Source organism: Paraburkholderia sp. RL17-337-BIB-A (genome assembly GCF_046025895.1).
GTDB lineage: Bacteria > Pseudomonadota > Gammaproteobacteria > Burkholderiales > Burkholderiaceae > Paraburkholderia > Paraburkholderia fungorum_C.
Window position 1 is genome coordinate 1,415,026 of sequence record NZ_JARESY010000001.1, and the last position, 21,590, is coordinate 1,436,615.

The 21,590-nt window shown below is 62.2% G+C and carries 17 protein-coding genes and 1 riboswitch; of the genes, 5 read left to right on the forward strand and 12 right to left on the reverse strand.

Annotated features, from left to right (window positions below; genetic code table 11):
- Positions 1–207 precede the first annotated feature (207 nt).
- Positions 208–1,155, forward strand: a complete 948-nt coding sequence (locus tag P0D84_RS06585; RefSeq protein ID WP_408333819.1) for an IS110 family RNA-guided transposase — start codon at positions 208–210, stop codon at positions 1,153–1,155.
- A gap of 238 nt (positions 1,156–1,393) precedes the next feature.
- Here P0D84_RS06585 and leuA read toward each other — a convergent pair whose 3' ends face one another.
- Positions 1,394–3,112, reverse strand: a complete 1,719-nt coding sequence (gene leuA / locus P0D84_RS06590; RefSeq protein WP_408333822.1) for a 2-isopropylmalate synthase — start codon at positions 3,110–3,112, stop codon at positions 1,394–1,396.
- Positions 3,113–3,476: 364 nt separating this feature from the next.
- Complete coding sequence (locus P0D84_RS06595; RefSeq protein ID WP_408333825.1) at positions 3,477–4,355, reverse strand: class I SAM-dependent methyltransferase; 879 nt, start codon at positions 4,353–4,355, stop codon at positions 3,477–3,479.
- Between the two features lie 430 nt (positions 4,356–4,785).
- On the opposite strand from P0D84_RS06595, the gene P0D84_RS06600 reads away from it, so the two are divergent.
- Positions 4,786–5,112 carry a hypothetical protein gene (locus P0D84_RS06600; RefSeq protein ID WP_408333828.1) on the forward strand — a complete coding sequence of 109 codons (327 nt, stop codon included), beginning with the start codon at positions 4,786–4,788 and terminating at the stop codon, positions 5,110–5,112.
- 139 nt (positions 5,113–5,251) lie between these two features.
- On the opposite strand, the gene P0D84_RS06605 is transcribed toward P0D84_RS06600, so the two are convergent.
- Positions 5,252–5,875 carry a cadmium resistance transporter gene (locus P0D84_RS06605; RefSeq protein WP_408333831.1) on the reverse strand — a complete coding sequence of 208 codons (624 nt, stop codon included), beginning with the start codon at positions 5,873–5,875 and terminating at the stop codon, positions 5,252–5,254.
- 423 nt (positions 5,876–6,298) lie between these two features.
- On the opposite strand from P0D84_RS06605, the gene P0D84_RS06610 reads away from it, so the two are divergent.
- Positions 6,299–6,877: a hypothetical protein gene (locus tag P0D84_RS06610; protein ID WP_408333834.1), complete on the forward strand. Its 579-nt coding sequence runs from the start codon at positions 6,299–6,301 to the stop codon at positions 6,875–6,877.
- A 218-nt stretch (positions 6,878–7,095) separates the two neighbouring features.
- Here P0D84_RS06610 and P0D84_RS06615 read toward each other — a convergent pair whose 3' ends face one another.
- The 3 genes from P0D84_RS06615 to P0D84_RS06625 form a co-directional block, all read right to left on the reverse strand.
- Positions 7,096–8,967, reverse strand: a complete 1,872-nt coding sequence (locus P0D84_RS06615; protein WP_408333837.1) for a glycosyl transferase family 1 — start codon at positions 8,965–8,967, stop codon at positions 7,096–7,098.
- Between the two features lie 299 nt (positions 8,968–9,266).
- Positions 9,267–10,550, reverse strand: coding sequence for a DUF3443 domain-containing protein (locus P0D84_RS06620; protein ID WP_408333840.1), 1,284 nt, complete (start codon positions 10,548–10,550; stop codon positions 9,267–9,269).
- Between the two features lie 54 nt (positions 10,551–10,604).
- Entirely contained in the window at positions 10,605–11,024 is a 420-nt protein-coding gene (locus P0D84_RS06625) for a DUF2844 domain-containing protein (protein WP_408333843.1), read from the reverse strand.
- Here P0D84_RS06625 and P0D84_RS06630 point away from each other — a divergent pair.
- Complete coding sequence (locus P0D84_RS06630) at positions 10,972–11,121, forward strand: hypothetical protein (protein WP_408339924.1); 150 nt, start codon at positions 10,972–10,974, stop codon at positions 11,119–11,121. The genes P0D84_RS06625 and P0D84_RS06630 overlap by 53 nt on opposite strands.
- Positions 11,122–11,143: 22 nt before the next feature.
- Here P0D84_RS06630 and P0D84_RS06635 read toward each other — a convergent pair whose 3' ends face one another.
- Entirely contained in the window at positions 11,144–11,503 is a 360-nt protein-coding gene (locus P0D84_RS06635; RefSeq protein ID WP_408333846.1) for a hypothetical protein, read from the reverse strand.
- A gap of 38 nt (positions 11,504–11,541) precedes the next feature.
- Here P0D84_RS06635 and bamC point away from each other — a divergent pair, with 38 nt between their 5' ends.
- On the forward strand, positions 11,542–12,774 hold the full coding sequence (gene bamC / locus P0D84_RS06640; protein ID WP_408333849.1) for an NlpB/DapX family lipoprotein: 1,233 nt from the start codon (positions 11,542–11,544) through the stop codon (positions 12,772–12,774).
- Positions 12,775–13,918: 1,144 nt separating this feature from the next.
- On the opposite strand, the gene P0D84_RS06645 is transcribed toward bamC, so the two are convergent.
- From P0D84_RS06645 to P0D84_RS06665, 5 genes are all read right to left on the reverse strand, one after another.
- Entirely contained in the window at positions 13,919–14,845 is a 927-nt protein-coding gene (locus P0D84_RS06645) for a DMT family transporter (RefSeq protein WP_408333852.1), read from the reverse strand.
- 680 nt (positions 14,846–15,525) lie between these two features.
- Positions 15,526–17,124 (reverse strand): L-lactate permease, encoded by a 1,599-nt coding sequence (locus P0D84_RS06650; protein WP_408333855.1) that lies wholly within the window; start codon positions 17,122–17,124, stop codon positions 15,526–15,528.
- 411 nt (positions 17,125–17,535) lie between these two features.
- Positions 17,536–18,057, reverse strand: coding sequence for a hypothetical protein (locus tag P0D84_RS06655; protein WP_408333858.1), 522 nt, complete (start codon positions 18,055–18,057; stop codon positions 17,536–17,538).
- A gap of 403 nt (positions 18,058–18,460) precedes the next feature.
- Positions 18,461–20,392: a phosphomethylpyrimidine synthase ThiC gene (gene thiC / locus P0D84_RS06660; RefSeq protein ID WP_408333861.1), complete on the reverse strand. Its 1,932-nt coding sequence runs from the start codon at positions 20,390–20,392 to the stop codon at positions 18,461–18,463.
- Positions 20,393–20,569: 177 nt separating this feature from the next.
- Positions 20,570–20,688, reverse strand: a riboswitch (TPP riboswitch).
- 154 nt (positions 20,689–20,842) lie between these two features.
- Complete coding sequence (locus P0D84_RS06665) at positions 20,843–21,253, reverse strand: GreA/GreB family elongation factor (protein ID WP_408333864.1); 411 nt, start codon at positions 21,251–21,253, stop codon at positions 20,843–20,845.
- Positions 21,254–21,590 lie beyond the last annotated feature (337 nt).

The window sequence follows — 21,590 nt, forward strand, 5'->3', positions numbered from 1 at the left end:
GCGGTGTGAGCCGCTTTCTTTTGCCTACTTGTATATTCCCTTCCGTGGCGCCGACCCGATCAGTTGTCGCCACACGGACAGTCAGCTCGTCTGCCTACAGTGCCTCGAGCCCGCAGAAAAGCCTGAGCGACTGTCCTTTTCATCCTCTTAACCCGAACAGTTGACTGAGCCCCGAGCTCGTATTTTCCTGCAAGTATGGGTACCGTGATGAACCAGACCTCTTCGTCCCTTTATATCGGCATCGACGTCAGCGGTAGCACGCTCGACGTTGCCATCCACGACACGACCGAACATTTCAGTGTCGACAATCAAACCGCCGCCATCGACCAGCTGGTCCAGCGTCTGATCGCGCTGAACCCCACCCTGATCGTCATGGAGGCCACCGGCAAGCTCGAACTCGCCGTGCTCAGGGCGCTCTGCCAGGCCGGCCTGCGCGCGGTCGCGGTCAATCCCCGACAGGTGCGCGACTTTGCCAAAGCCACCGGCAAACGGGCGAAGACCGATCGCATCGACGCGTTCGTCATCGCCCATTTCGCCGCCGTCATCAAACCCGTCGTGCGTCCGCTCAACGATGTGCAGACCGAGCAGCTGCAGGCACTCCTGCTGCGCCGTGCCCAGCTCATCGACATGCTCGTGGCCGAAAAGGCCCGCCTGGAGCGCGCTCACGCCGCGGCGAAGGAAAGCCTGAATGACCACATCAAATGGCTCAAGCAGCAGCTCACCGTCGCCGACAAGGACATCGATTCGTTCATGCGCGCTTCGCCCGCGTGGTGCCAGAAGGAGGACCTGCTGCGCTCGGTGCCCGGCATCGGTCCCGGTGCGGCGGCCACGCTGATCGCATTCATGCCGCAACTCGGTTCACTGAACCGCCGCGAGATCGCCGCGCTCACCGGTGTCGCACCGTTCAATTCCGACAGCGGCAGGCACACCGGCAAGCGGCGCATTCAGGGCGGTCGTGCCATCGTGCGGCGCGCGCTTTATATGGCCTGCATTCCCGCGCTGCGCTTCAACCCGGTGATCAGGGCCTTCTACGACCGTCTGCGCAAAGCCGGCAAACCCTTCAAGGTGGCCATGACCGCGTGCATCCGCAAGCTCATCGTGACGCTCAACGCCATGGTCCATAACTCAACACCCTGGAGCCCATCGACGGATTAACCGGCGGTATAGCCTTGCCTGGATGCGGTGCCTGAACGCGATCACTCGCGTGGTTTGCGCTCGCCTGTACGAACTGGCGACCACATTGAAAATCCAGCACCCAGGAACAGGTTCCCGCTTGACTTCCAATACGGTTGCTTTTCTTTGCGGCAGGCAAAGAAAAGTAGGTGCCGCCCCGCACAGGGGCAACGCTAATAGACCACTACAAAATCAAGGAGAGGCCAAGAAAAACCCCCCCTCACACAGCCACCCGCTCCGCATCATCACTCATAGCAACTTCAAAAAACCGCCCTTGCGCGTCAGCATGAACCCTCGCATAAGCCCGATTAACCCCACTAATAACAGCCCGAATCGAAGCCGTAACCAGATTAGCGTCAATACCAACCCCAAACGCACTCCCAGCCACATCAGTCCCAGCCATCTCAGCAACAGCCACAGCGCGAGCATCGGCACCCTGAGTCAAAGCCCGTTCCTCATAGTGCTGAATCCGCACTGGCGCGCCAATAGCATGCATCAAAGCATCAAGCGGCCCATTCCCCTCACCATTCAAAACGCGCCGCGAGCCATGAATCTCAACAGTGAGCTTGATATGCTCACGCCCATCGCATTCAGACAAACTATGCCCAACATAATGAATCGGCGCAGCATTCTGCACATACTCCTGCTGGAACAATTCCCAGATCTGCGCAGGCGTGACCTCCTGTCCACTAGAATCAGTAAACCGCTGCACAGCAGAACTAAAATCAACCTGCAAGCGCCGCGGCAGAACCACCCCATAACCCTGCTCGAGCAAATAAGCAATCCCACCTTTGCCTGACTGACTATTCACACGAATGACCGAATCATAAGTCCGCCCGAGATCGCTCGGATCAATCGGCATATAAGGCACTTCCCAGACGGCATCCGGTTTCTGCACAGCAAACCCCTTCTTGATGGCATCCTGATGCGAGCCGGAGAAAGCGGTGAACACCAGATCGCCGACATACGGATGACGCGGATGCACCGGCAACTGCGTGCATTCCTCAGCGGTCCGCGCCACTTCATTGATATTCGAAAAGTCGAGTTCAGGATCGACACCCTGCGTGTACAGATTCAGCGCAAGCGTCACGAGATCGACATTGCCGGTACGTTCGCCATTGCCGAACAAACACCCTTCGACACGATCCGCTCCCGCCATCACCGCCAGTTCCGCGGCGGCCACAGCCGTGCCCCGATCATTATGCGGATGCACCGAAACGATCAACGAATCGCGACGCGCGAGATTGCGGTGCATCCATTCGATCTGGTCCGCGTACACATTCGGCGTAGCCATTTCGACGGTAGCGGGCAAGTTGACGATCGCTTTGTGGTCGGGTGTCGGTTGCCAGATGTCGAACACGGCGTCGCACACTTCCTTGGCGAATTCGAGCTCGGTGCCGCTGAACACTTCCGGGCTGTATTGCAGCGTGAAGTGCGTTTCCGGCGTGGCGTCGGCGAGACGCTTCATCGTACGCGCGGCGTTTTGCGCGAGTTCTTTGACGCCGCTCTTTTCGAGGCCGAACACGATGCGGCGGAATTCCGGCGCGGTCGCGTTGTACAGGTGAACGATAGCGCGCGGCGCGCCACGCAAGGATTCGAAGGTGCGTTCGATCAGGTCGTCGCGAGCTTGCGTCAACACTTCGATCGTGACGTCGTCGGGGATATGGCCGCCTTCGATCAGCTCACGCACGAAATTGAAGTCGGTCTGCGAGGCAGACGGAAATGCGACTTCGATTTCCTTGAAACCGATCTGCACCAGCGTCTTGAACATGCGCATCTTGCGTTGCGCGTTCATCGGCTCGAACAGCGCCTGGTTGCCGTCACGCAAATCGGTACTCATCCAGATCGGCGCGCGTGTGATGACACGCGACGGCCACTGGCGGTCCGTCAAATTGATGGGTTTGAACGAGTGATATTTGGTAGCAGGGTTCTTCAACATTTTCATCATCCTTGGGATCGATCAACCTGGGTGTCGACCGGACGACGAAAACAAAAGCATGGCCGCCGGTCGGAAACCGGGGCTGGGTCAGTTACTGGGGAATTCAGCGGTGCTTCGGGTGTATCAGATGGAAGCGCGCAGCAGCAGACCTAGCCCGGTAGAGCGGGCTAGTAGTAGCGATAGAGTGGTCTGGGCGCGGTACATAGTGCGCAATAGGACCATATTATTAGGACGGCGTCAAGCGCGGTGAGGCGAAGCAATCCGCGCCGAGCTTTCTGCGACGGCCTTTCCCGTCAAGAAAACGTGCCGTTCGGAGGGGTTTATCCCAGCGGGGACGTACTGAAACCCTGGCCCGTCGTATCCGTCACCTGGGTTTCACGAAACGCAAGGTCATGCGATCCGACTCGCCAATCGCCGCGTATTTCGCCCGATCGACGTCGTGGCCTTCATACGTGGGCGGCAGTGACCACACGCCGTGCGGATAGTTTTTCGTGTCGCGCGGATTGCTGTTCACCTCGCTCTCGCCAAGCAACTCGAAGCCTGCGGCATGCGCGTGTTCGATGACATAGGCCTCGGCCACATAACCGGTGTCGATGATCTGTTGCAGGGAAGTGCCCGGCGCCGCGCGATGTTCCTCGACACCGAGGACGCCGCCCGGTTTAAGCGCTGTATAGAAGGCGCGCAGGTTCGCGTCGATCTGGCCGTCCTTGATCCAGTTGTGGATATTGCGGAAGGTCAGCACCTGGTCGACGCTGCCGTCGGCCGGAAAGCCGCTGAATTGGCCCGCTCGCAGCGTGCCGACCACCACGTTGCCATACACAGCCGGTGTGGCCGCCAGCTTGCGCGCGAACGACGCCCGCCCAGCCTGCTCCTCTGCGGCCGACGCCGCGTCCGGGCTGTCGTATTGCGCCTCGTACAGTTTGCCGTGGTCGTGCAAATAGGGTGCGAGTATCTCCGTGTACCAGCCACCACCGGGCGCGATCTCCAGCACGGTCTGCGACGACCTCACTCCGAAGAATTGCAATGTGTCCTTCGGATGCCGGTACACATCGCGCGCGCGGTTCTTGTCGCTGCGCTGCGGTCCGGAAATTGCGGCATCGAGCGAGGCTGAATCAGCGGCTGTAAAAGAGGTCGACGCCGTTGGGGCGGCGCAGGCGGCCAGCAGCAGCGCGGCGCTCAGGGCCGCGAACGTGGACCGCAGCGAGCGGGCTTGGGGAATGGGGTAGAAGTTCATGGCACCCATTATCGGGCGCGATCCGCCTGGAAAGAAATCGCCGATCGACATAACCTTATGCGCCAACGGTATTTGCTATGTCCCCGTGTCCCCTGGATGCTTCGGCCAGGCCACGTTTTGCGCCCGTTCTGCCGATTTGTAGCGGACGGCGCGGATTTTGCCGAATTCGAAGGATGGGACGGCGCATATTTAAGGTCGGCGGTGCAGATTTAGCCGAATCCGAAAGACGGCGAGGCGCTAATTGTGGCGGCCCCGCGCAGATTTAGCTGAGTCCGAAGTGCGGGGTGGTTCGTATTTGTGGGGCGGTGCAGATTTAGCCGAATCCGAAAGACGCACTGGCGCGTATAAATAATGTGTTCAGCGTCTGTCAGCGCGCTGGCTCGCCGGAATTGGAATCGCTGACATGGTCGCCTTTCCTTTCACTTTGCCGGAGGCAGGTATGAAACGAGCATCGACGTCGAGGGTAGCGGCGGTATTGCTGTGCGCGGCTGCGTGCGGTGTCGCCGCACAGGCTGGTGCGCAGGGCCTGAGCGTGCAGGATGACATTAACGCGCCGCAAAACAGTACGCGTGTGATGCCGAACGCGGCGCGCGGCAGCGAATATCCGACGCACGGCAACCAGCAGGCGGGCGAACTGAATCTGAATCCGACCGATCCGCGCGCGCAACTGGTCAACGGTTTGCCGAACAACACTCAGTCGGGTGGCTACGGTTCGCCGCTTGCCGGCGTGCGCACCTACGTGCAGCCGCAAATGCCCGCAAACTGAGCGTTTTGCGCGGGCGAAGACCGGTCCTGCTGCATCGCGCGCTGACAGCAGCGCATCCTGGCGCGGACCGCGATTTTCTGTTCCGGCGTGTGGTCCGATAGCATGATCATCGGATTGTGATTGTTCCCGGCGGTCTCACTCAGATGCCGAACACGATCCGCAGCGCATCGTTCTGCACGATCACCGAGACGCCGATCGCCAACAGGATCAGCGGCAGCAACGCGGTACCGTAGCGCCGGATCGGGGCCCCCAGCAACGGATGGTCCACCAGCCACACCGCGCCAGCGCACCAGAGGCCGATCATGGCGACGAACACCAGCGAGATGAACATGCCCTCGCTGTGCGAGTGACTCGCGTACAAGGGCACGTAGACGGCAAGATTGTCCGAACCATTGGCGACCGCCACGCATGCGACTGTCCACCATGACGAGCCTGCGCCGGCTCCCGGTTCACGCTTGCGTGCCGCGGCGTGCGCCTCTTCCTCCTGATCCGTGCCGCCAGGGCGAAAGCGCGTCCACGCTTTGCCCAGACCCACGCCGATCGGCAAGACGCCGAGCAGGCCGACATAGCCGGTGGATAAGCGCGTCAACAATGCGGCGAACAGAATCGACCCCACGATCAAGGTCAGCGAACCGGCAAACTGCCCGGCGATCACGCGACGCCGTTGGCCGGCCGCTTCCGCGAGGAATGCGAGCAGAACGAAAAGGTTGTCGATATTGGTCGCGACGTAAGCCGCGACAGCGAGCAGGGCAAGGTTGAACATGCGGGAAAGGCGGTCAATGCACAGTGGGAAAACGGGTCTATACCCAGCAACGCGGGTCTAGCCGAAGAGGCGGCAGTGCCTAAGGCGTGGCGGCCGATCGACACGATGCCGATGCAGAGCGTCGCGGTCAAGTCGTGTCTCTGCCTGTTGGGCGATGTGTGCGCCTGGTGGCTTAATATTTTGCGGTGCGGTGCGGTGCGGTGCGGTGCGGTGCGGTGCGGTGCGGTGCGGTGCGGTGGCGTGGCGTGGCGTGCTGTCTCGTCTCGGCTAGTCCAGTCCAGTCCAGTCCCGTCCCGTCCCGTCCGTCCTGCATCAGCGCCTGCCACTGGCCCTGCCCCGTTCCTGCGCCGCTTCCGTGGGCCTCGCTGTCGACCCATCAGCCCGTAAGCTACAATTGCCGACGGCTTGAAAAACGGAACATCAATGAAGATTCGGATTCTCACTATCGCCTGTGTCACGACCGCTGCCGCACTGCTGGCGGGCTGCACGGCCGTCTATAAGAACTCGGATGCATGCGAGCAGTTGATGCGAAGCAAGCTGGCTGAAACGTCGCCGGATACGCTGAAGATCACGCATACGGGCACCGGTATCGACGGTTCCCGGGTAGTCGTCGAAGGATCGATCGAGCATGTGGTGTCGGCTTCTGAAGTTGCGGCACCCGCGGCAGCTTCCGCCGCGAAACTGGCGAATGCGCCTCGGGCGGCTTCGGGCGCGAGCGCGGCATACGCGGCATCCACGGTGCCGGCGGCTTCTTCAGCTGCGGACGCCGCGGCAGCTTCCGGCGCGACGGCTGGAGCGGCCTCGGGTGCTGCGGCCGCTTCTGCGAGCGTCGCCGCGTCAGGGGCCAAAGCTACCTCGATCAAAGCCGCCAAGCCGAAGAAGACCACCACGGCCGCCGCCGCCGAGTGCACGTTTCACGGTTCGGTGCTGGGCGCATTCAGCTGGCTGGCGCCGGCAACGCTCATCAAGCCGGCCGATAAAGCCAGCGAAGCCACTGAATAGCAATTGCCTGACCCTGCTTGCCCGCAGACTCAGCTCCACACAGCGATCCGCGCCGCCTGAAAAACAAAACCCCACGCTTCGGAGAACGTGGGGTTGGTCAGCAGTCTGAATGCCCGTCGCGCCTGTTACCGCCGGTCAGCATTCCGCTGAGTACTTTGTGCCGTGCTCAATGACCACGGCATGATCCGGCCGACGCAAGACGCACCTCAAGCCGCCCCTCAAGCCGCCCCGGTCACGTGGCGGCTTTTGTTTTCGCGCAGCAGTTTCAACACGCTTTCGCCGAATGCCTCCGGCCGCCCTTCAAAGCAGCGCTCTACCGCCTGCGTATCGATCAGGCGCTGGCGCAGCGCGGTGCGCTCGTCGTGCTGGTCGATCAGCCGCACGGCTGCGGTGATATAAGCCTCGACGCTGTCCGTAGTGGTCCACGACGGCATGCCCACGCGCTCGAACAGCGCGCCGTCGATTCGCTCGAACACTTCCGGACCGCGCTTGCAGACACCGGGCAAGCCGAGCGTCAAGGCATCGACAATACCGTTGGTGTTGCCGAACGGAAACGGGCTGAGGAACAAGTCGGACTGGTTGACGCGCGCCAGATACGCGGCGTAGTCGTGAAAGTCGTGAACGACGGCGCCTGGCAGCGCACGCGCGATGACATCGCGCAGACGGTCAAACGGCAAACCGGACGGCACACCGCTCATGAAGTGAAACTCGACAGGCGTCGCGGCCCGCTGACCGATTGCTCGGCATGCATCAAGAAAGCCGGGATTGAGCTTCATCGCGCTGGCAGCGATGACCACCTGCAGCGTCTCGCGCGGCGGCGGAATCCGCGCGACGATGTCCGGCAGTGCGACAGACGGGCGGTACGGTTGGCCGTCTTTCGGCAGCTTCATCAGTTGTTCGCTGAAGCAGGCCGGGTCGCCGACATAATCTTCTTCGACGCTGATGTAGTCGACCTTGTCGGAGTGCGTGGTGGCGGGATGGCCGAGCGCCGCGATCTGCAACGGCGCGACGCGCAGGTTGGACACGAACACCGTCAGCACGAACATGCCGACGCTCGGCATGTACAGCACGTCCGGCTGCTCGGCCTCGGCAAAGTCGCGAATCGTCTTCAGACACTCGCCGATGTATTCCGGCTGCTCCAGTTCGATGAAGCGATCGAAGATATTCCGCCCCACGTCGTCGACGGCGTAACCGAAGCCGAAGCCCACCACTTCGAAATGTTCGCGCGCGGCTTCGAGCGTGCGCGAGTGCGTGCGGTAGATCGAATGCGCGCCGCTGAACCACTCCAGCACCACGGCCATCACGGGTTTCTTGCCGCGCCGCGATTTGCTTTTGACCGGCGTGCGTTTTGACGCCGGCAGGTCGGTCAGGCCGAGTTGTGCCAGCTTGCGACGTACCAGCACGTTGATGTCCTGCTTGATCGCATGCCGCCGCGGCGTGTCGGCATAGCTGCAGAACATATAGGCGTTATGCAGCACGGCCGAGGGCAGGTCGTCGAGGTCGTCGATTTGCTGCAGCCTGCCAGGCAGCCATTCCAGCAACGCCTCGCGCTTGAGATGCGCGCTCGGCGAGCCCTTGAACACCGGTGCCAGCAAAACGAGGGCGAGACAGGCCGCGATGGTTTTGTCGTACGCCCAGAGCGCGGCGAAGTCGAGTTCCAGTTCTGACTCGGTCGAATAGAGCACGCATAGCTTCTCGATGAAGCTATCTCCCGGCAGGAATTGCGCATCCGCCGGGCCGCGCGGATTCAGATAGCGGGCGACATGGTCCGCATTGCCTGACGCCGTGGCTGAGAACAGCACGCCGATCCATTCATGCAGCGTGAGAAACAGCCTGAAGCACGCGGTGGGCGGCTGGAAGTCCGGGTCGGCGAACAACGTTGATACGGCGCTCGTCAGGCGCGTGCAAAAACGCTGGCGTTGCTCCTGGGGAGGCAGGTCGGTCATGCCTGACGCCTGGAAGTTTGCGTCCAGTTCGCCGCGCGTGTGTTGGAGGAGTGCGAGTGCGGCAATGAGCTGGACCGAGGCCTGCGCATGCTGTTGCGTATAAACGAGTTGCTCGAAATGGTCGAGCGAAAACGTGAGTTCCATCGTTTGATCTTTGATAGATATGCAGGACTAACGATATCGAGATGGCGCTAGCCGGAAACGATGATTATTGCAGTCAGGCCGTATCAAATAGGTCTGGGATGAGGATTTAGGAATTTTCCCTGCGGGAAAGTCTGATCGGGCTGTAGGATTTATCGTGTTTTAGTGTGGGAATTCGCTAATGACAGGGAGAGTCGTGGCAGGTGCTCAATCAGACCCGCCCGGCGCCGCTGTGTGGAGACGGCCCTCAGAAATCCAGAATAGCCGACATTTCGCAAGGTGGATGCTCGGGCATCAAGCACTCAGAACGCGTAGTACGGACCCGGGCCGGCCGAGGTAGCGCGCGACGCGATCGCCGTATAGACCCGCCGTCCGAAAAAGAACGGCAGGCCCCAGCCGAAGCCATTGCCGACACCTCCAGCCAGATTGTTGAACGCGTTGTTCGTCGAGGCGAACAGTGCGGACGAATTGCCGATCGCATACGACACCGTGGTCGACACGCCGTTGGTGCCCGTGATCGAGGCATTCGCTGTTTGCGTCGAGCTCGGGCAATACCAGTAACCGCATTGCGGGAATTGGCTACTGCTGAAGAGCAAGCCATTCGAGCCGCTGTCGATGTAGCTACGCGCATAAGTCTGGCCGGCGCTGCTGGTGACCACAAACCCCGTGACCTGATTCGCCTTGACCACGCTTGCGCCGTCGAGCGTGTTGTTCGCCTGGGTCCCGATGCCGAAGATCATCGAGCCTGACACGCTGGCCGCGCCCGCATCGGCGATGGCCGGCAGGTCGATCACCACGCCGTTGTTGTCGAGCGCGAAGCGGCTGACTGGATTGGTGACCTGCTGCGCGAGCGCTTGCGTACTCGCGAGGCAGGCGCCGCTGGCGTCGCAGTTGTAATACCAGCGGGGCAGAGCTGAATTGACGCAACCGCTGCCGCAGTCGGCGGCGAACAGGCCGACGCCGAGAATGCCGTTGGCGTAGGTTTTCGAGCCGGTCAGCATCGATGGGCCGGAGCTGGCGCAGTCAGAGGGCACAGTGGGCAGCGTGGGGTCGGCGATCAGCTGGATCGGAAGCGAGGCGGCCAGTTGGCCGGCCATCCGCACGTCCGCGCTACGCACCGAGCCCCACGTATAGCCGCTGCCGAATACTGAGCACTCACCCGTCACGCCGCTGCCTGAACCCACAGCTGCGAGCGTGAGACTGGACGGCAACGCGGAAGCGAGGATTCGCAAGCCGTGCGAGCCGGTGTCGACCTGAATGTTGTCGATCGTCGCGCAGCTGCTGGTGCCGGGCTGGCAGACCGTGACGCTCGTCGTCAAGATGTTGCGCGTCAGACCCGGCACGGCGCCGACCGTGATCGGCTGGACGTTGGGCGTGGTCGACTGCGGCACGGACGTGGCCGTGCTGGAGACGCCACCCTTGGATGGCGCGCTGGCACCTGACGAGCCCGCCGCGCCCGGACTGCTGGCCGGGCTGGCTGCGCCTGCCTGAGAGGAAGCGGTGTCGCCGCTACCGCCACCGCCGCAACCAGTGACGACTGCCGCGCAGACGAGGAGCAGGGCGTGGAAACGAGAAGGAGTCTTCATGTTGAGGTCGGCAACCGATCGTCGAGACGTTTTCTTGATGGCGGGCGCGCGGCGTTAGCGGAAATCGGCTGCCGAGATCCCAGCCGGCAAGGCCGCCGGCAGCCACGCGCGTCCTGCATAGCCGCGCATCGGGCCGCCGGATTCCACGATCACGTCCGGGCGGACCACCCGCGAGGCGTGCAGATTGCCGTCCGGCGCCGATGCGGCGGCGCCCGTCCGGTAAGAGTCGGCGTATTTGCCGAGCAATGCGCGCAGATCCGGCATGGTCGGGCCCTGCCACGTGTAGGCAATGATCTGGCCGGAATTGGTCGCGTACTCGTTGATGGTGGTATTGCCAGCATCGGTCAGCGTGCGCATTCGTAAGGCGCCGTTCAGCAGGGTTTGGGGCGCAGCAGCCGTCGAACCCGCTTGGCTGGGCATCGTGCTGCCCAATTCGGCACGTGCATCGGCACTGATGCACAGAAGGGCAGCCACGATTGCCGAGGCGGCGATGACCGGTGAAAAGGCGGATGAGAAACAAGGATTTGGCATGGCTACATGGCTCGCGGTTGGCGCGTTCAATCTTTATTGAGACGTCTAATTCAAGATAACACTCAGGTTTCCTGATCGTTGTCAGGAGCGGTGTGCGGCGCTTTGGGTAATCTCGAAAATAGGGTGAGGCCAGGCGCGAAAGTGCCTTTTAAAACAATGATCTGACGATCGTGTGCGGCATATCCTACGATCGATTGGGAAATGTTGTGGATTGTTAAATTGGCGGCTTGTGGCGCGGATCGCTGCAGCGGAGCGGGGCCTCTTTTCACGCCGGGAAGCTCGCTGGATCGTGGCGATTCAACCGCCTCCACGCCGATCCACGCGCTGCTGCGTTTGGCCGGCCGCGGGCCGCTCAATTCACGGGCAAACCCCAGTTTTTGCACATGTCTCGTCGGGATCGGTAAAATGTTGGGTTGATCCACGGAAACTTGCCGTGGCGTAGCGGAAGGATTCCCCGAACATGACTGATCTTCGTCTTACCAAGCGGTTTGCAGTAATGCTGATGGCAGGCGGTCTGGTCGCCGGCTGCGGCACCTCGTCGCCGACCAAAATCGACTACAAAAGCGACTCGAAGTCGAAGCAAGTGTCACTGGCCGTACCGCCGAACATGATCGATGAGACGTCCGATCAGCGTTCGTTGCCCCCGCAAGGCGGCGAAACCTCGCTGACCACGCTCCAGCAGGTCCAGGCACAAGCCCCGGCCGCCAACACCCTGACGGTGGTGCCGCAGGTGAACGGCATGCACATCCAGCGCGACGGTACGGAAAGCTGGCTCGTGATCGACAACAAGGCGCCCGACCAGGCATGGGCGCAAATCCGCCGTTTCTGGCAGGAACAGGGCTTCCTGCTGGTGGTCGACCAGCGCGACAAGGGCGTGATGGAAACCGACTGGAACGAAACGCACGCACAGATCAACGACGGCCTGATCCGCAACACGCTGTCCAAGGCAATGGGCACCAGCTACGTGAGTTCTGAGCGCAACAAGTACCGCACGCGTCTCGAAGCGGCGCCGAACGGCGGCACCTATGTGTTCATCAGCCAGAAGGGTATGCGCGAGGCCATCACGGGCACGAACAACGATTCGACCCAGTGGCAAGCCAAGCCGAACGATCCGGGTCTCGAACAGGAATACCTGAAGCGCTTGATGGCAGCGCTGGCGCTGGCCGATTCGCGCGCGAAGCCGGCCGATACGCAAAGCGCCGAGCTCTCGCCGGCGGGTGCGCAAACGGCACCGAACGCGGCTACGGTGAGTGCGAAGTCGGCGGCGGCTGCCACGGCGGCGCAAAACGTGGCACTGTCGGCGCAATCGCCCATGCCAGATGACGCGGCGAACACTACGTCAGCACAACTCTCGTCCACCGAGCTGACGCTTGGCGAGCCGTATGACCGTGCGTGGTTGCGCGTGGGCCTCGCGCTCGACCGCAGCAACTTCACCGTTGACGATCGCGATGCGACGCGCGGTTTGTACTTCGTGCGCTACGTCGATCCGAAGGACATGACATCGGCAGAGCAGGGCTTCTGGAGCCAGGTGTTCCATGGCAAGAAGGAAAAGGTCGCCAAGCAGTATCTCGTGAACGTGCGCGCGGTGACGCCTAACCAGACCCGTGTGGCAGTGGTGGACGACAAGGGCGGTATTGATCAGACCCCGCAGGCCAAGCAGATCATGAGTCTGATGGCCGACCAGTTGCACTGAACGAAGTTGTAGCAAGCAGCGAATGCTGTCTGAAAAACCCGCCCGGAAGGCAATCCGGGCGGGTTTTTTTACGCCCGTCTCATCCCTCGCCCGAGGCACCCGCAAGCCATGAGAGCGTCGTCGTACCGCGCACGTGTTTTGCTTACGTCTAAAACACCGGTATGAATCGGCGCTCAACAGGAGATGGCCATGTTCGACGTAATCCCCTATTGGATGTGGGCAGCGAGCTTGCTCGTCCTTGCGCTCGTATGTGGCGCGGCCTTAGGCCAGCGCGAGACGCGGCGGCCAGCTGGCTTGAGGGTCCGGCATACGTCTGCGCAACGCCCGAAATGGCCGATGCATTGATGTTCGAGCTGCTTCAGATGCCTGAAGCGACACGTTGCGGCCGTTCCTCCGTGCGGCCGCATGTAACGTGACGTTACCCCGGTGACGTAACTCGCAAACCTCCTTCCACTAATCCTGCCAATATCCTTTCGTTGAAAAAAATTACAATAACAATCAACGATTTGCGATCAATTTTTCGTCAAGTTGAATAATTGGCATGCAAGCTGCTTTTAATGATTCATGGGGCCGGATTCGTAACATCCGATGCAAGTGCGGTGAATTTCCACACGGCGTTCCCAGATCATTCCAGCACCGGCGAACGAACCTGTGCTTAGCCCGATGATGGCCTGCGCGCGTGGCGCGCGGCCTCGGTGGCCCCGTCGCCTATCCTCGTAGGGCGACGGTTTCGCCCGCACTCCCAATGGAGTGCGGGCTATTTTTTGGGTGCTCGAAATGGGTGGCCATGCCGCAGACGGGGCGAGAGGTAGCCGGGCCTCCGCATGATGAGAGGCTGCCAGGCCTCCGACACGAGGAAAGCTGCCAGGCCTCCGACGCAACGAAAGGCTACCGGGCCTGCGACACGACGAGCGGCTGCCAGACCTCCGACGCAACGAACGGTTGCGGGGCCTTCAACACGACGAAAGGCTGCGGGGCCTCCGACACGGCGGAGAGCTTGCCAGGCCATCTACACAGCAAGACCCACGCGACAGAAAAGCGGCGGCGCCGAAGGAGACGTTGCGCGAAGCGGTGTTCTGGAGCCGGCGTGCCTCTCGACAAGGCGAGCAGCACACGGCGCCAAACGCATCGCGCCAGGTGGCTCTCAGGTGTCGGCGCGGCGCGGCCCGACCCAAGGCAGACGTTTGATCACGCCGGTGGCCAGCGCGGTGCCCACGAGAATCACGCTGCAGCCTTCCAGCATGCCCGGCGACACGGTTTCGCTGAGAAACAACGCACCCCACAGAATCCCGAAGATCGGAATCACGAAGGTCACCGTAATCGCGCGTGCCGGCCCGGCCACCGCGATCAGATGGAAGAACAGCATGTAGGCGACACCAGTACACGCGACACCCAGCGCAATCACCGCGCCCCATGCGTGCAGCGCGATCGGCGCAGCTGGCCAGTAGATCACGGCGAGCGGCAGCAGCACGATGGTGGCGCCAGTCATCGTGCCGGTCGCGACAGTCAATGCGTCGACGCCGGTCAGGTGACGCTTCGTGTAATTGGCGGCAATGCCATAGAGCAGCGTGGCGCCGAGCGCGGCGGCTGCTGCGAGCCCGGTGGAGAGCGGCGTGGCGGCCGAGCCGTCCGGTGTGGCGATCTGGTCCCACACCAGCATCAGGACGCCGAGAAAGCCGATCGCGAGACCGAGCGTGCGCAGCGTGCTCAGGCGGTCGCGCAGCCACAGGAACGCGACGAGCGCGCCCCACAGCGGCGTGGTCGCATTGATCACGGACGTCACGCCCGCCGACAGCGTCAGTTCGGCATAAGCGAACAGGCAGAAGGGCGCAGCCGAATTCAGGATGCCGACCACCAGCAGCGGAAAAGCGCGCGTGCGCAGGATCGTCGCGGATTGACGCAGCGGCCGCCGCGCGATCAGGACAACGGCGAGGAAGATCGCGCCGATGCCGACACGCAGCGCCATCAGCGGCGCGACGCCGAAGTCGGCCACGCCGACGCGGATAAACAGAAACGAGGCGCCCCACAGGGCGGCCAGGATCAGCAACTGCAGCAGGTTTTTGGCATTCATGGTGGTGGCGCCGCGCGCGGTTGAGTCGGGACGCCTGAGCATCGTAGCAGCGCGATTGCGCGAAACGTTTCAGGCTGGAATGAAACGGCAAGATTCGGGAGAGGTGAAGGACGTCTGATAGCCGTCATCGTAAGCGCAGCCCGATGGGCCGCAAAACGAGCAATTCTCACGCTGATGTGAGAAAAATTGCGATGAGATCGGCGTCGGGAGGGCGAGGCGCAGGCCCGGCAATATCGGGGGATGAAAGAGCTTGAATTATTTTGCGACAGGCAGTCGCGCGCGGGACGTTGACGGCAGTGCCGTTGGCGCGAGCAGAGCCAGTCGCTTACGCTGGTTCGGGCGAGTCGAATGCCAAGCCCCCGCGCTGACTCGGGCGGGTCAAATGCAATAGGCCCCCGCGCTGACTCGGGCGAGTCGAATACAGCCCATCAATAAGAAACGGGCGTGCATTCGGAAGAGCACGCCCGCCGGTTCATTCATGCAGATGCCAACTACTTGATCGGACCCATCGCCCAAGCCATCGGTTCAAGGTGGGCCAGCGCGCCGATACATACGCCGACTGGCCACTCATGCCGATCCTGGCTACCTGATCGGACCCAACGCGCAGCCCACCGCGTCAAGGCGAGCCACGCACATGTCGTTACCCCGACGACCCACATACACCTCAGCTCAGGCCCACCTCAATGGGGAATCATCCACTGCAGGAAGTTCTGCTGCACCCAGACCAGTACGCCGAGAATCACCGTCAACAGGATCGAGTGCTTGAAGGTCTTGGCGAACACGACGCCTTCCTTGCCTTTGAGTTCGGTGGTCGCCACGCCGGTAGAGATGTTCTGTGGCGAGATCATCTTGCCCATCACGCCGCCCGACGAATTGGTCGCCGCCATCAGGATCGGGTTCAGGTTCAACTGATTGGCCGCCACCACCTGCAGGTTACCGAACAGCGCGTTGCCCGACGTGTCACTGCCGGACAGGAACACCGCGACCCAGCCGAGGAACGCCGACACCAGCGGAAAGAACGGTCCGACCGACGCGACACCCAGCCCGAGCGTGTAGGTGAGCCCCGAGTAGTTCATCAGATACGCGAGGCCGACGATGGTCGCCACCGTCAGAATGGCGATGCGCGTCTGGACCCACGTGTCGGCGATGGCCGCGCCGAATTCACGCGCGCTCAGTTTCACCACGAGCGCCGTGATGATCGCCGACACCAGAATCGCCGTGCCGGTCGCCAAAGGCTGGAAGTCCCAGATCGCGCCGTACGGCGTGTTATACAGCGTGATGAACACGGCCTTGTCGAGCCCCGGCCACAGCACCTTGACGTCGCCGATCAGGAAAACCTTCGCGACGGTCCACACGATCACCACCACCGAGACGATGATCCACGGATACCAGCCCTGGGCGCCGCCGATCTTGCCGCGTACCTCGCCGACGCGGTCGATGTTGACCGCGAATTTCGGATCGACGGCGGGTTTCCAGACGCGTAGAAACGCAATGGTGAGGACCAGCGACACCATCGACGACAACACATCGGTCAGGCTGTAGTTCACGTAGTTCGACGCGACGAACTGCGTCAGCGCGAAGCTCGCACCGGCCACCAGCAGCACCGGCCAGACGCGCAGCATGTTGCGAAAACCCGCATACACGCCGATCACGTAAAACGGCAGCAGGAAGGCGAAGAACGGCAACTGGCGGCCCACCATCTTGGCGAGCGAATCGGCCGGCAGATGCGTGACCGCGCCGAGCACGGTGATCGGCACGCCGAGCGCGCCGAACGCAACCGGCGCGGTATTGAAGATCAGCGTGAAGGTGAGGGCTTCGAGGGTGGGGAAGCCGAGCAGGATCAGCAGCGAACTGGTGATCGCGACCGGCGTGCCGAAGCCCGAAATCCCTTCGAGCAAGGCGCCAAACGAAAAGCCGATCACGACCAGCACGACGCGCCGGTCGTTCGGCAGGTTGTCGATCATCCACATGCGAAAGGCCGCGAAGCGGCCCGAGCGCTGCGAGATGTTGTAGAGCAGGATCGCCGTGAACACGATCCACATCACCGGCCAGCAGGCGAAGACCGCGCCGGCGACCACCGAATTGACCGCGAGACCCACCGGAAACTGCCACACGAAGATGGCCACGATAAGGCCGACGATCAGCCCCGCGAGCGAAGCCTGCCAGGCGGGCCGGCGCGCCCAGCCGAGCAGCAGCAGGACGACGATGATCGGTAGCGCGGCAACCAGGAATGACGGCAATAGTGAATTGCCGACGGGGGTGAGTAGCTGGTGGAACATCCACGTCTCCTTCGTTGTTGTTCGAACTCGACGCGGCACTACGCACTGCGGGCGCGTCGCACTGTTAGGACGGATGGGCGCCAGCGGCGCGTCGAAGCGTGCCGGGTCGCTTATTTAAACAGGTACTGCATGCGTGTGGCTTCCAAAGCATAATGCCCAGGCGTCAGGCGTCAAGAAGGGAAACTACGGGCGCGCGGAGAAAGGGCGAGAGCGAAGCGCTGAGGCGAGCGGGCCGCCTTGCTCGCGCAAGGATGCGCGTGGGCCAATTCGGCGCGGCAAACCGCATGCCGGCGGGCTGGCCGGCTTTGGGGCAACGCGGGACGCGCGCGTTATGCGGCATAGACCGGTCCCGTGCCTGGCAAATACGGGCACGGGATGCTCGAAGCCGGTCAGCGATCTCAGGCCGCGAGACTAGTGATAGTGGCCGTGGCCACCACCCCACCCGCCATGGCCACCCCACCCACCGTGGCCGCCGCAGCAATAGCTGCTGAAACCGAAGCCGATGGAGACCGACGGCCCGTACCAGCCAGGATACCCGTAGTAAGCCGGATACACCGGCGGCGGATAGTAGACGGGATAAGCCGGCGCCACATAGACGGGGGGCACGGCCGCAACCGCATATGCGGGCGGCGGGCTCTGCTGGGCGTTCTGCGCCTGCTGCGCAGAAAACTGCTGCTGCGCCTGCTGGGCCTGCTGCGCCGCTTGCGGATCCGGCGGCCCGACCTGCACGTCCTGTTGTGTCGCGCCCGCCGGGACCGTGGCGTAATACGGGTAGTAGCCGGCCGGATAGTAACCGTAAGGGTAATAGCAGCCGGACAACGTCAGCATGCAGACCGCGCCGGTGAGCGCCAGTCCCGTTTGTGAAATACGTGGGAAGCGGCGCGGCAGCCGCCGGCTGATCGCGCTGACCGTGGTGTTGAGGCGGGACTTCATGACGCGCTCCTGTTTTAATCGGACGCCGCCATTCGGGGCGTAATGGCTTGAGCTTACGCCGCCGTCGCGCCAGCAGAATTGCAAAACCGTAACGGCTTATTTCACCTCATTGCAGGCCGCTTTGCGAAGCAACCGGCGTGGCGCGGTCGCCGTCGTCGTACGGTCACACGCCCGTCAATGAGCGGCACTTTGCATTTGATGTTATCCCGAAGCCCGTATCCAGATGTGTGAGCTTGTCAGCAGACTATCGGGTTCGTAATCAAGTGTTTCCCTTCCGTGAGCATGCGGTGTGCCCGCCCGCGTGGAAAGGCAAAAGCCCGCCGGTGGCGGGCTTCGGTGCTGCAACGCGTTCATGTCGAAGTTCGAATGGCGGGCGCGTACTGATGCGCCCGCAATCCGCCCCTTACTGCCGCTGATAAATCTCGGCGCCTTTCTTCATGAACTCGATCGACTTCACTTCCATGCCTTTCTTCAGCGCTTCGTCGTCGGTGACGCCTTGTTGCGCGGCGAATTCGCGCACGTCCTGGGTGATCTTCATCGAGCAGAAGTGCGGGCCGCACATCGAACAGAAGTGCGCGACCTTGGCCGAATCCTTCGGCAGCGTTTCGTCGTGGAATTCGCGCGCCTTGTCCGGGTCGAGACCGAGATTGAACTGGTCTTCCCAACGAAATTCGAAGCGTGCCTTCGACAACGCATTGTCACGCACCTGCGCGCCCGGATGGCCCTTTGCCAGGTCGGCGGCGTGCGCGGCGAGCTTATAGGTGATGATGCCCGTCTTGACGTCGTCCTTGTTCGGAAGCCCAAGGTGCTCCTTCGGCGTGACGTAGCAGAGCATCGCCGTGCCGAACCAGCCGATCATTGCAGCGCCAATGCCCGAGGTGATGTGGTCGTAGCCAGGCGCGATGTCGGTGGTCAACGGTCCGAGCGTGTAGAAGGGCGCTTCGTCGCACCATTCCAGTTGCAGGTCCATGTTTTCCTTGATCAGTTGCATCGGCACGTGGCCGGGGCCTTCGATCATGGTCTGCACGTCGTGTTTCCACGCGATTTGCGTCAGCTCGCCCAAGGTCTTCAGTTCGCCGAGCTGTGCTTCGTCGTTCGCGTCGTAGATCGAGCCGGGACGCAGGCCGTCGCCGAGCGAGAAGGCCACGTCATACGCCTTCATGATTTCGCAGATGTCTTCGAAGTGCTCGTACAGGAAGCTTTCCTTGTGGTGAGCCAGGCACCACTTCGCCATGATCGAGCCGCCGCGCGAGACGATACCCGTCATGCGCTTCGCCGTCAGCGGCACGTATTGCAGCCGCACGCCCGCGTGGATCGTGAAGTAGTCGACGCCTTGCTCGGCCTGTTCGATCAGCGTGTCGCGGAAGATTTCCCACGTCAGGTCTTCGGCCTTGCCGTTGACCTTTTCCAAAGCCTGGTAGATCGGCACCGTGCCGATCGGCACCGGGCTGTTGCGGATGATCCACTCGCGCGTTTCGTGGATGTGCTTGCCGGTGGAGAGATCCATCACCGTGTCGCCGCCCCAGCGGATCGCCCACGTCATCTTGTCGACTTCTTCGCCGATGGAGGAGGTCACCGCCGAGTTGCCGATGTTCGCATTCACCTTCACGAGGAAGTTGCGGCCGATGATCATCGGCTCGCTTTCCGGGTGGTTGATGTTGTTCGGGATGATCGCGCGGCCGCGCGCGACTTCTTCTCGCACGAATTCCGCCGTGATTTCCTTCAGGCCGTCGGGACCGAATGCGCTCGCGCCGAATGCCTGGCCCGGGTGCTGGCGGCCCATCATCGCGGCGAGCTTCTCGCCGTTCGGGCCGCTCGTCTTCAGGCTTTCCAGGTACGCGGCGCGCTGCTGGTTCTCGCGAATCGCGATGTATTCCATTTCCGGCGTGATGATGCCGCGACGTGCGTAGTGCATCTGCGAGACGTTCTTGCCGGCGATCGCGCGGCGCGGCGTGCGGTGCAGGCCCTTGAAGCGCAGGTCGGCGGTCGCGGTATCGGCGGCGCGTTCGCGGCTGAAGTCGCTCGACAGACCCGTCAGCGCCTCGGTGTCGCCGCGCTCTTCGATCCAGGCTTGACGCAGCGCGGGCAGGCCGGCGCGGATGTCGATTTTGGCTTCCGGATCGGAGTAAGGCCCCGACGTATCGTAGACGAAGACCGGCGGATTCTTCTCGCCGCCGAAGCTATCCGGCGTGTCGGCCTGCGAGATTTCGCGCATAGGCACGAGGATATCGGGCCGCGAGCCGGTCACGTAGACCTTGCGGGAATTCGGCAGCGGCGCGACAGCGGCGGCGTCGACGTGGGCGTCGGCGGAAAGAAACTTCGGATTGGCGTTCATGCGGATCTCCTCTTCGACCGGCGTTGGCGCTTTCGCGCCTTGCTCCGGTCCCATGCAACTTGTTGCGGTCGACGAGAGTTGGCGCAAAGCACCAACTCCGGTCCCATGTGTGGGCCGCTAAGCAGGAGACGAGATGGAAGTTGTCGGATTCGCGAGAGGTGAGGCGATAAAGCTGGGGTGCGAAATCCGTACGCTTCCCTGCGCTGGCATTATCCAGATCAGGTTCAAAGGGTATTTCTCACCCACGCAGCACGGACCTCCAACCCCCGCGCCACGCAGGACCCCCGCGTTAGCAGCGCACACGATACACCGGCCGGGCGCTGCTTGGCAACCCGTCTTGAAAAAGTCAGATGTCGGAGATAACGCCGGTCAGCCACGCACTATTCTTATGGTGATAGGGCTGCCGGGTGTGATGCGGTGCGGAAATTTGAATCGCGAGTGTGCTTTGCGTTACAGCGTGAAATCGTCGGCGGCTTCGGGCTGGAACAGGATCTTTTCGAGCTTCAGCACTTTCTCCGTGCCGCTTGGCGGCGTGAAGCGGATGCGTTCGCCGCGCCTGGCGCCGAGTAGCGCGAGGCCGAGCGGCGAAAATACGTTCAGGCGGCCCTGCGCGAACTCCGCATCGGGCGGATAGACAACTGTCCAGGTCATCTGCTCGCCGCTGCCTTCGTCGACCAGCGTAGCTTGTGAATTCATCGTGATGATGTTCGCGGGGATGTCGCGCGATTCGACGATCACGGCGCGTTCCAGCACGTCGTCGAGCATGTCTTGCAATTTGGCGTCGGCACCGGGCGCGGCCGCGTGCTTTTCAAGCCGGGCGACATCGATTTCGGTGAGGTAACAGGTTTTCGTCTTTTTCATGACGGGTTCTCCAATTGATCTGCATATAAGGGAATTGCGTACGGATGAGATCAGCCCGGAGCCCGACGACGTGGCTCCGGTAATGGAGGGAGCAACGTCAGATCGGGCGCCGGGCGGCGAGAAGCGGGAGCGTTCGGAACGGCTGGCTGGGGTGCGGCGTCGCGACGTCCGCGCGCGCGCAACCGGTTGCGCGGCGGGGGCGCAAGCGGTTGAAGGCACGGGAGATCGGAAAGCGCATCGAGGTAGCCGGCAGAGAGTGAAAGATGTTTGGGTGAGCGCCGCAAAGAAAGCTTGATCGGCGCAATCGAAAGGTGAATGTTAGCACGGGCCGGGCGTC